Annotated in this window: 1 protein-coding gene and 1 pseudogene; both read right to left on the reverse strand. The window is 73.6% G+C overall.

What is annotated here, in order from left to right; genetic code table 11:
* The coding region (locus ACWDUZ_RS38525) for a glycoside hydrolase family 1 protein (RefSeq protein ID WP_451636482.1) at positions 1-957 on the reverse strand (957 nt) is incomplete at its 3' end.
* A 457-nt stretch (positions 958-1,414) separates the two neighbouring features.
* A pseudogene (locus tag ACWDUZ_RS38530) lies at positions 1,415-1,507 on the reverse strand (carbohydrate ABC transporter permease); the annotation flags it as partial.

The following is a 1,507-nucleotide window of genomic DNA, read 5'->3' on the forward strand; positions in this document are numbered from 1 at the left end:
CGTGGCCTGGGAGACCACGGTGGGCGAGTAGTAGTTGACGCCGAGGATGTCGATGGGCCGGGAGATCTCGGCCAGGTCGCCGTCGTGGACGAGCTGGTCCCAGTCGACGATGTGCGCGGTGTCGGCGATCAGGTCCTGGGGGTAGGCGCCGTCCAGGACGGGACCGGTGAAGACGCGGTTGCCGACCGCGTCGATGCGGCGCGCGGCCTCGGCGTCGGCGGCGCTGTCGGTCAGCGGGCGCACCTGGTGCAGGTTGAGGGTGAGGGAGGTCTTCGCGGTCGCGGGCAGGTGGGCGCGCAGCGCGCCGACGGCCTGGCCGTGGGCGAGGTTGAGGTGGTGCGCGGCGCGCAGGGTGGCGGCCGGGTCGGTGCGGCCGGGGGCGTGCACGCCGGAGCCGTAGCCGAGGAAGGCGCTGCACCACGGCTCGTTCAGGGTGGTCCACACGCCGACGCGGTCGCCGAGGGCGCGGGCCATGATGTCGGCGTACTCGGCGAAGCGGTGCGCGGTGTCGCGGTGCGGCCAGCCGCCGGCGTCCTCCAGTTCCTGGGGCAGGTCCCAGTGGTAGAGGGTGGCGACCGGGGTGATGCCCGCCTCGAGCAGTTCGTCGGTGAGCCTGCGGTAGAAGTCCAGGCCGCGCTCGACGGCCGGTCCGCGGCCGGTGGGCTGGACCCGGGACCAGGAGATGGAGAAACGGTAGGCCTTCAGGCCCAGGTCCTTCATCAGCGCGACGTCGTCGCGGTAGCGGTGGTAGTGGTCGGCGGCGATGTCACCGGTGTCACCGTTGCGCACCTTGCCGGGGGTGTGGCTGAAGGTGTCCCAGATGGAGGGGGTGCGGCCGTCCTCGGCGGCGGCACCCTCCACCTGGTAGGCGGCGGTGGCGGCACCCCAGACGAAGCCCGGCGGGAAGGAGATGTCCGATGCCTGCTGGGCACGGGTCTCGGGTCGTACGGCGGTCATGGTGAGAACGCTCCCAAATGTGGCGTGAGAAAAGGGACGGACGGTGGTCCGGCGTGGTACGGAACGGCCGGTCGGCGCGTGCGGGTGGGTGCCTGGGTGGGCGTGTGCGATGGGACGGGTGGGGGCGGTGGCCGGCGGGGCACGTCGGCGGGTGGGTGGCACGGCGGCGATCGCGGGTCGGGTGGGGCGGGTGGGGCAACGGGCGGGTGGACGCCCGGTCCGGTACGGCCCGCGTGCGGGGCGGGCCGGAGGTGCGGGTCGTACCGGACGGGCCGTACGGGGGCGTACCTGGCAGGCGGTACGCGACGGACGGCACACGGAAGGCCGTACGGGACGGACCGGAGGAGACGGACTGACGGACTGGAGGAGACGGGCGGCCGAGGACCGGTCGGCGGGCGGCCGGTGAGGGCGGCGGCACGTAGGGGCCGCGTGCCCGGTCCCGGCCGGTCCGGTGGTGTCAGCCCTTGACGGCGCCCGCCATGATCCCTCCGACGATCTGCTTGCCGAAGACGATGAAGACCACCAGCAGCGGCAGGGTGCTGATCAGGGC

The organism is Streptomyces sp. NPDC003393 (genome assembly GCF_053589015.1).